This window comes from bacterium, assembly GCA_035527515.1.
Classification (GTDB): domain Bacteria; phylum B130-G9; class B130-G9; order B130-G9; family B130-G9; genus B130-G9.
Genome location: DATLAJ010000118.1, coordinates 1 through 9228 on the forward strand (window position 1 = coordinate 1; position 9228 = coordinate 9228).

The following is a 9228-nucleotide window of genomic DNA, read 5'->3' on the forward strand; positions in this document are numbered from 1 at the left end:
CCCCACGAAATTGATCGGAAAGGATGAGATTATGAATAAAGAGTTGATTGCTAGAATGCAGCAGAAGTTTGATTCTCTGGCCCAGGTTGTGCCGGATGAGAATATCGAATTCTGGTTTGCTCGCGACCTTCAAGAGCCTCTGGGGTATGTCCGTTGGGAGAACTTTCTCACGGCGGTAGAACGCGCCGTAACGTCTTGCGAGACAATGGGCTTCGAGGTCTCCGACCATTTTCGTGACGTCACGAAAAAGGTCTCGCTTGGCAGTGGCGCTGAGCGGGAGATATTCGATCTCATGCTGACCCGCTATGCCTGCTATCTTATAGCCCAGAACGGCGACCCACGCAAGGAGCCGATCGCCTTTGCTCAGAGCTACTTCGCGCTGCAGACGCGCAAGCAGGAGCTGATCGAGGATCGGATGCGGCTTCAGACTCGACTGGAGGCCCGTGACCGGTTAAGAGACGCCGAAAAGACACTCTCCAAAAACATATATGAGCGAGGCGTGGATGACTCCGGCTTCGCCAGAATCCGCTCCAAAGGAGACGCTGCCCTGTTTGGCGGAAAGACAACGAAAACGATGAAGCTCAAGTTTGGCATTACTCTGAGCCGCCCGTTGGCGGATTTCCTGCCCACTCTTACTATCGCGGCCAAGAATCTCGCGACGGAAATTACGAACTACAACGTTGAACAGGAAGACTTGCAGGGCGAGGCGCCAATAACATGTGAACACGTTCAGAACAACGCAAGCGTCCGGGAGATGTTAGGACAGCGCGGGATCAAGCCGGAGTGTCTTCCAGCGGAGGAAGACATCAAGAAACTCCAGAGACGGGTCAAAACGGAAGAGAAGAAACTGGCTTTGCAGTCGGGAGCTCTTCCGGATGAAGAGGGAGAAGATGAGGGGCCATGAAGCTCAAGTTTGATCCCGAGCTTCCCTTTCAGCGTGAGGCGATCAACGCTGTCGTGGGTATCTTCAAGGGGCAGGAGGTCTGCCGGACGAACTTCACGGTTGCGCCGCTCAAGCAGATGGACGGGCTGTTTGCTGGGATGGACCAAAGTGACCTGGGCGTAGGCAACAAGCTGCGGCTCTTGGATGAGGACATTCACGAGAACGTCAAGGCTATACAGCTTCGCAATGGGCTTGCCCCATCCGAGGCGCTCAGTTCGCTGGACTTCACAGTGGAGATGGAGACGGGCACGGGTAAGACCTACGTCTATCTGCGGTCTATTTTCGAGATGAACAAGCACTATGGTTTCACGAAGTTCATTATCGTTGTGCCTTCGGTGGCCGTCAAGGAAGGCGTTTACAAGTCACTGCAGATGACAGAAGAGCACTTCAAAGGCCTCTACGATAATGTTCAGTTCGACTATTTCGTTTATGATTCGCAGAAACTTGGCCAAGTTCGAAGCTTCGCCACCAGCGATTATATTCAGATCATGGTCATCAATATCGACGCCTTCCGCAAAAGCTTCACCGATCCCGAGAGGGAAGACAAGGCCAACATCATCCACCGGCCTCACGACAGGATGAATGGCAATCGCCCAATTGAGTTCATTCAGGCGACCGCCCCCATTGTGATTATCGACGAGCCGCAGAGCGTTGACACGACCGAGAAGAGCAAAGAGGCGATTGCCTCGCTGAATCCTCTCTGCAAGCTGCGTTACTCGGCGACGCATGTGGACAAATACAACATGATGTACCGGTTGAACTCGGTGGACGCCTACGAGCGGAAGCTGGTCAAGCAGATTGAAGTCGCGGGGATTGAGGTGCAGGACAGCTACAACAGACCTTACGTCAAGCTCCTGAAGGCGGACAACAGACAAGGCCCGATCCGTGCTCAAATTGAATTTGATGTGGTTCAGCGCAGCGGAGAGGTTGCCCGGAAGAAGAAATGGGTCCGCAGCGGCGATGACCTGCTCGAGCTCTCAGGCGGAAGGAGTGTCTATGACGGTTACATAATCGAGGATATCTACTGCGAAGAGGGCAACGAGTATATCAGCTTTACGAGCAAGCCTGAGATTGTGAGGCTGAACCGGGCGATAGGCGGCGTTGACGATGATGAGTTCAAGCGCCTCCAGATCCGCAAGACCGTTGAAGAGCACTTGGACAAGGAGATGAGCCTCCGACCACAGGGCCTCAAGGTGCTGAGCTTGTTCTTTATCGATCGGGTGGCGAATTATCGGTCTTATGACGACGACGGAAGCGCGCAACCGGGCAAGTATGCCTTGATGTTCGAGGAGGAATACGCCCGGGCGATTCGGAAACCAAAATATGACACTTTGTTCGAGGGGGTTGACCGGGGGACCGCGGCCCAGGGCGTCCATGACGGTTACTTCGCGATTGATAGGAAGAAGGATACAACGGGGGCGGACATGCTCAAGGAGTCTCGCGGGGCTGGCACGACTCAGGCCGATGAGAGCGCCTATCAGCTCATCATGCGGGATAAAGAGAGGCTGCTTAGCTTCGACTCCAAGCTCAAGTTCATCTTCTCGCATTCGGCCTTGAGGGAGGGTTGGGACAATCCAAATGTCTTTCAGATCTGCACGCTTAACGAGACGGGTTCTGTCTTGAAAAAGCGGCAGGAAATCGGCCGGGGGCTTCGGATCGCCGTGAATCAGCTGGGGGAGCGAGTGCAGGGCTTTGAAGTCAACAGGCTCACTGTGATGGCAAATGAGTCCTATGAGGATTTCGCAAAGCAGCTTCAGAAAGAGATCGAAGAGGAGGAGGGGATCAGATTCGGGGTGGTCGAGCCCCACCTGTTCGCAAACATCAGCATCGTCACTGAAGGTTATGAGCCTGAATACCTGGGTGTTGAGACTTCGCAGAAGGTCTGGGATCACCTTCAAGAGAAGGGCTACATTGACTCGAAGGGCAAGGTGCAGGACTGTCTTCGGGCCGATTTGAAAGCCGGACAGGTCGATCTCCCAGAGGACGTGAAGGAACACGCGGCGCAGATCGTGGCCTCGTTGCGAAAGGTCGCTGGCGACCTGAACATCAAGAATGCCAACGACCGCAAGCAGGTCAAACTAAATAAGGCCGTGTTCCTCGGCGAGGAGTTCAAACAGCTCTGGGAGCGCATTAAGTATCGCACGACGTTTCGGGTTGACTTCGATTGCACGAAGCTAATTGCCCAGTGCGCCGATGAGATCGCCAAGAAGCTCGTGGTCGGCAAGGCGCGGTTCGTATATCGAAAGAGCGTGGCGACGATTGACCTGGGCGGTGTGCAGATGACTGAAGCAGTGCAGAGCGTTCATGTCTATGACGCAAGAGACTACGAACTCCCTGACGTGCTCGGCTATCTTCAGAACGAGACGAAGCTGACCCGACGGACGCTGGTGGAGATCATGATCCGCAGCGGAAGGCTCGAGGACTTCAAAAGGAACCCGCAGAAGTACATCGAGCAGGTATCTGTGATCATCAAGCACCAGATGCAGCTGTTCATCGTTGACGGCATAAAATACCAGAAACTCGGAGACCAGTATTACTACGCCCAGGAGCTCTTCGAGGAAAAGGAGCTTTACGGCTACCTCAGCAAGAACATGCTGGAGAGCAGGAAGTCCGTATTTGACCACGTGGTCTATGATTCGGATGTGGAGGAGGAGTTCGCCAGGTCATTCGAATTGAATGATCAGGTCAAGGTCTACGCCAAGTTGCCAGGGTGGTTCAAGATCGACACGCCGTTGGGCGGCTACAATCCCGACTGGGCGGTCTTGGTCGAAATGGATGGCCAACAGCGGCTTTATTTCGTGGTGGAATCTAAGGGCAGTCTCTTCAGCGATGCGCTCCGGCCGACGGAGCAGGCAAAAATCGACTGCGGCCGCGAGCACTTCAAGGCTCTCGGAACGGAGGTAGAGTTCACTGTCGCCAACAATGCCAGCACCTTCTTCGAACAGGTGTTGGGATAGTCGCTGGCATCCCGACCCATCCGATTCCACCAACGGCCCGTAGAGACATTCTCCCTCCCTTGCGTAAAGTGATAGCACTCCGACAGACCGAAGCCCGCACAACTCCGTTCGTCAAGGGTCTTGGGGTTCTGTGTGGTCCAGCCCTGCCCAAGACTGAAGCTCATTGTGCCGCTATTGTGTCATAAGGCCATGAGTCCAGAGCCAGACAGCCCACGACTCGTTGAACGTCTCTTGACGCAGCCTGTTCTGTGCCCAATGTGTCAAGCAGTGTGTCATTGTGCCGTTATTGTGTCTTTTTCCTGCACCAGCATCAGTAACTATCAGGCTAAATGGGGAAAACTCTCTTGAGAGGGATTGGAGAGGTAGAATCGCCGGGAAGCCTGCTGTGGAGTGGCGCGCCCGGGGGGATTTGAACCCTCGACCTGCGGATTAGGAATCCACCGCTCTATCCTACTGAGCTACGGGCGCAACATTATGAGACCTGGCGATTCTACAACAGCGCCGTTGGCCAACACAAGTTCGCGCAGCCCCCCCAAAAATCAGATAGGGGATATTAGAGGTTGCGCGATAGACCTCGTTGAGCTTAATAATCGGTCTCACTGAATTACTGATGACGGATTAGAAGAATCACCAACGGGGTAAAGATGATGGTGGCAAATCGTCTGTCGAAAATCAAGTTGGGTCTCTGCAAAGAATCGCTGACGGAGTCGCTTGGGCGTTGCGAGCATCGGCTTGAGCACGCAGACGGAGGCGGGATGAGCCGTTAATTGCCGCCTTTTTTCGGGGTGATGCCCAGCCCTAAAGCGAGACGGGTGCGGCAAGCAGCAGCCCTGCAAAGCCACCGTCCGCGGAGTTATTGGATAGCCTCCTTAGCCCCGCTCTGTTCTGATGTTACCAAATGTATTGGGGGTGGCGCTCGCCCGGCCCTACAACGCCTTATGGCAATGGACGACGGCGCTTACGGCGCTCCGTTACCGCGGAAGAGTCCCGTCGCGTATTGCGAGTTGCTGCCGTTGAAGAGGCCCATGTTGCGGTGGCGATCGCGTAGTTCGGCCTTCTTGCCCAGGTTCCAGCTCGAGACCTTCGTGAAATAGCCAGTTATCCGCGTTATGCCATCGACGTTCTTGCTGTGGCAGTAAGGGCACTCGTCCAGAAGACCACGCGTCGTCCGCTGGCAGTCGTTGCAGGTCGTAAACTCCGGCGAGAAAGCGATCTGGTCGTTGTCCGTGAACTTGAACACTTTTACGACGAAGTTGGCCAGCGATTCGGCGCTCGGGCGCTGCTCACCGAGCCAAAGGTGCGAGATCGCTCCTGCCTCGATGAGTGGATGGAACATGCCTTCCAGCCTGACCCGCTCGATGGGGTTGGTTGGGGCGCCTACGTCGAAGAGCGTGGAATTGGTGTAATAGACGCCGCCGTTGTCGAGGCTGCCCTTGACGGTCTTGGCGGCCATCGAGGGGAAGTGCTCCAAGTCCAACTTCGCGAACCTGTATGCCGTCGATTCCGCCGGCGTCTGCTCCAGCACGAACTTCATGTTGTGCTTCTTCGTCAGGCGGTCGCTCATGATCCTCATGTGCGCGGTGACCTGTAGGCCGAACTTCAGCGCTCGCTTGCTCTCGTGCATGTGCTCGCCGATATGCGCATAGACCATGTCGTCCAGGCCGACCATGCCCATCAGGTAGGACGCCTTGTTGAGCCTGAGATAACTCACGTCGTCCTTCTTCATCGTGAGAAGCGCCAGCGGGCCAGTGTCTCCAAGCGCAAGCAACTTCTCGATGAATATCCGCTTCTGCATGTGCGCCTCAGCAGCGAGTTTCATCAGCTCAGTCAGCCTCTGGAAGAGCACCGTGTCGTTCCCATCCGCCTCGTAGGCGATTCTCGGCAAATTGGTCGTTACGTTCTGGAGCGCACAGAAGCGCATCTTCCAGGGCTGCTTGGCGTCCTCGATGTCCTCCGAAGTCAGCTTGAAAGAGAGGCGGCAGCACTCGCTGATCTTCGCCGTCTCGCCACGGTCGAACACGAAATACGTGTTGCCCATCTTGCTCGCCACCTCGCAAATGTGGTGCAAGAACTTCTCGTGGCCATCCGTCTTGAAGAAATCCTCGGTCATGTGGACAAGTGGCTTCGGGAAAAAGAACGGCCGACCCGAGCCGTCGCCATCCATGTAGATGTCGAACAAGGCCCACACAAATCGCTGCGCATCCTTCTCATAATCCTTATACTTCTTGCCCGTGTACGTGCCGCCAGGGCCTATCGCATCAACCTCTCGAAAATGCTTCGGGACCTCCCAATAAAGGTTCAGGTCGGAGAATATCGCCTGACCCCCGCGCGCAACCGCCTGCTGTGAATACTCAAAGATCAATATCTGAGCGAGCTGGTGCAGGTCCCTGTCACTCATCTCGGTTATGTAGGGCGCAAAGAACAAGTTCACCGCATCCCAGCCAATCGCACCTGCAAAATGACCCTGAAGCGCAGCAGAAAACTTCACCATGTGTGCAAGCAAAACCTCCGGGTGCTTCGCTGGCTTAGCTATTGAGAGCGCGTTCGGAAGCGATAGACCATATTTCTTGACATACTCTAACGATTGACCAGAACAATACGGCCGGTCGATGAACCCAAGGTCATGAAGATGAATGTCGCCCGACAGATGAGCGTCTGCGACCGCCTGCGAAAACACCGTCAGAAGCGCATATTCCTTCTTAATGCTCTCCGCAAGCGTCAGGTTCGTCCCCTCAGGTCCGTGAGGGACGTTCGCATTCTCCTTGTTCGGATGCAAGATCAACTCATTCACGTCATAAAGCGGAACCCCGAGCCGCGTGTGATAGCGCCTCGCCTCCTCAAGCCCGTGCTCGACCAGTTTCGAGTTGACGAGCTCACGCACCAACGGCGCGGTAACAACCTTGATCGAGGAGCGAAACAGCTGCTCCTCAACCTCAAGACCTATCTGCTCCGCCGTCCCCGCATCGATGTCGGTTTCCCTGATAAGGGCATTGACGATGCGCTCGCGGTTCCACTTGACGACCTCTTCGCTCGATGTCCGGACGAACATCGCGATCTCCGTGGCCTCTGCACGAGGCGATGTTGAGCTCAAATGCAAGCCCGGCCCCCCAAGACCCTCTCCGACCCTATCTCTGGTCATCTTCCTTAGCCTTCTTTCCTATCTCTTAACAGCCGCTTTCAGGCAACCCGGATCCCGAACCGCGGCTCACAGCTAACATTATTCTGTATGTGCCCCAATAATACATACAACATATAGAATATGTCAAGCTATTCTTGCGGCCTTTTTCCTAGAGTCGCTGACCCGCCAGAACCCACCAATAAAGACCGTCCACACCATAGCTCCGACAGACCTGGGTGGGGATTGGTTCCCTCGTGAGTCGATTCTCTTCGTCTTGGTTGGTCCTTTTCTAGTTCAGGAGCTGATATGCTGAGGGCGTAGATACGTTGTTATGCTTGAAAGCCACAATTAGGAGTCACCTGTGGCGGAACTATTTGAGCCATCTGATGGCGGAGACGAGGCTCTCGCAAGTTTGCCTGAGCATGCAAAGCGACACTGGATTTTGGAGACGTAACTAAGAGACGGAGGTGTGAGAGGTGGGCGGCATGTTTTGCTATCAATGTGAACAGACGGCTAAGGGATCGGGATGCACCATAGCGGGGGTTTGCGGGAAGGATGCGACAACTGCGACTTTACAGGACCTTTTGTTGTTCGCGACGAAGGGCATCTCGATGTATGCACATCGAGCGCGGAAGTTTGGCGCCAAGGACCACGACATCGATATATTTGTGCCTCAGTCGCTCTTCTCGACGATAACGAATGTCAACTTCGACCCGGAGCGGCTTGAGATGCTCTTGAAAAGGGCGGCCAAGCTCCTTGTTAAAGCTAGATCTATGTATGAGGCGGCGTGCGAAAAGGCTGGCGAGGCCCGGGAGCAGTTGGCCGGTCCAGCGGCATGGGTTGCGGCGGATGACATTGCGGGCTTGATCAAGCAGGGCGAGAACGTCTCGATCGCGAAGGAGCGGGGCCGCTTCGGAGACGACATTGCCGGACTGATGGAGCTGTATCTTTATGGTCTCAAGGGGATGGCGGCATACGCGGACCATGCGGAGATACTGGGTGTCGAGAGTGACGAGGTCTATGCCACTTTTCACGAGGCGCTGGATTTTCTTACGCGTGATAGTTACACGGTTGACGAGACTTTTGGCCGGTGCTTGGCTGCGGGCGAGTTGAACCTGCGGGTGATGGAGCTTCTGGACCGGGCGAACACCGGCTCTTACGGGCATCCGGAGCCGACAAGCGTGCGCGTAACGCCGGTCAAAGGGAAGGCCATCGTCGTGTCGGGACATGACCTAAAGGACTTGGAGGAGCTTCTCAAGCAGACCGAGGGGAAGGGGATCAATGTTTATACGCACGGTGAGATGCTGCCCACGCTCGCCTATCCTGGCCTCAAGAAATACAAGCATCTAGTCGGGAACTATGGTGGTGCTTGGCAGAGGCAAGTTCAGGAGTTCGACGCGTTCCCTGGGGCGATACTGATGACGACCAACTGCATACAAAAGCCCCGCGAGAGCTACAAGGGTCGGATATTCACGTGCGGCCTCGTCGCATGGCCTGGTGTCACGCACATCTCCGACCGCAACTTCGCTCCTGTGATTGAGGCGGCTTTGGCGGCGCCGGGCTTTGCGGAGGACGCGCCTGAGAAGCGGATCACGATAGGTTTCGGCCACAACGCCGTGATGGGCGTGGCCGGTGCGGTCATTGATGCGGTCAAGGCCGGCAAGATTCGGCACTTCTTCCTCATCGGCGGCTGCGACGGGGCAAAACCGGGCCGTAACTACTACACCGACTTTGCGAAGGCCGTGCCGGCCGACTGCGTGATCCTGACGCTCGCCTGCGGCAAATACCGGTTCAACAAGCTAGAATTCGGAGACATTGATGGCATCCCACGTCTTCTCGACATTGGCCAGTGCAACGATGCCCACTCGGCAGTCCAGATTGCGCTCGCTCTGGCCGAGGCGTTCGGATGCGGCGTGAACGAGCTGCCGCTGTCGTTTATCCTGTCTTGGTATGAGCAGAAGGCCGTCTCGATCCTCCTCTCGCTGCTGCACCTCGGAATCAAGAACATTCGCCTCGGGCCAAGCCTGCCCGCGTTCATAACGCCGGCCGCGCTCAACGTCCTTGTGGAGAAGTTCAACATCTCTCCGATCACAACACCTGAGCAGGACCTGGCGGCCATCCTCGACTGATTCCTGGCGCTAATTGGTGACCGGGCGGCCTTGCGGCCGCCCGGCTTCACACGGAGCATATTACTGAAATATGCCGCGACC

4 protein-coding genes and 1 tRNA gene are annotated in these 9228 nt (G+C 55.7%); 3 read left to right on the forward strand and 2 right to left on the reverse strand.

The window, feature by feature from the left end; genetic code table 11:
- Nucleotides 1-31 precede the first annotated feature (31 nt).
- The gene (dinD, locus tag VM163_09350) at nucleotides 32-904 is read left to right on the forward strand and encodes a DNA damage-inducible protein D (protein ID HUT04082.1); all 873 of its coding nucleotides are present in this window, start codon (nucleotides 32-34) and stop codon (nucleotides 902-904) included.
- On the forward strand, nucleotides 901-3900 hold the full coding sequence (locus VM163_09355; GenBank protein HUT04083.1) for a DEAD/DEAH box helicase family protein: 3000 nt from the start codon (nucleotides 901-903) through the stop codon (nucleotides 3898-3900). The genes dinD and VM163_09355 overlap by 4 nt, the downstream gene beginning before the upstream one ends.
- A 391-nt stretch (nucleotides 3901-4291) precedes the next feature.
- Here the strand turns inward: VM163_09355 and VM163_09360 are convergent.
- Both VM163_09360 and nrdD read right to left on the reverse strand, forming a co-directional pair.
- Nucleotides 4292-4368: transfer RNA gene (locus VM163_09360), tRNA-Arg, on the reverse strand.
- 490 nt (nucleotides 4369-4858) lie between these two features.
- Nucleotides 4859-7039, reverse strand: coding sequence for an anaerobic ribonucleoside-triphosphate reductase (gene nrdD / locus VM163_09365; protein HUT04084.1), 2181 nt, complete (start codon nucleotides 7037-7039; stop codon nucleotides 4859-4861).
- Between the two features lie 464 nt (nucleotides 7040-7503).
- Between nrdD and hcp the strand changes: the two genes are divergently transcribed.
- Entirely contained in the window at nucleotides 7504-9147 is a 1644-nt protein-coding gene (gene hcp / locus VM163_09370) for a hydroxylamine reductase (protein HUT04085.1), read from the forward strand.
- Nucleotides 9148-9228: the final 81 nt, after the last annotated feature.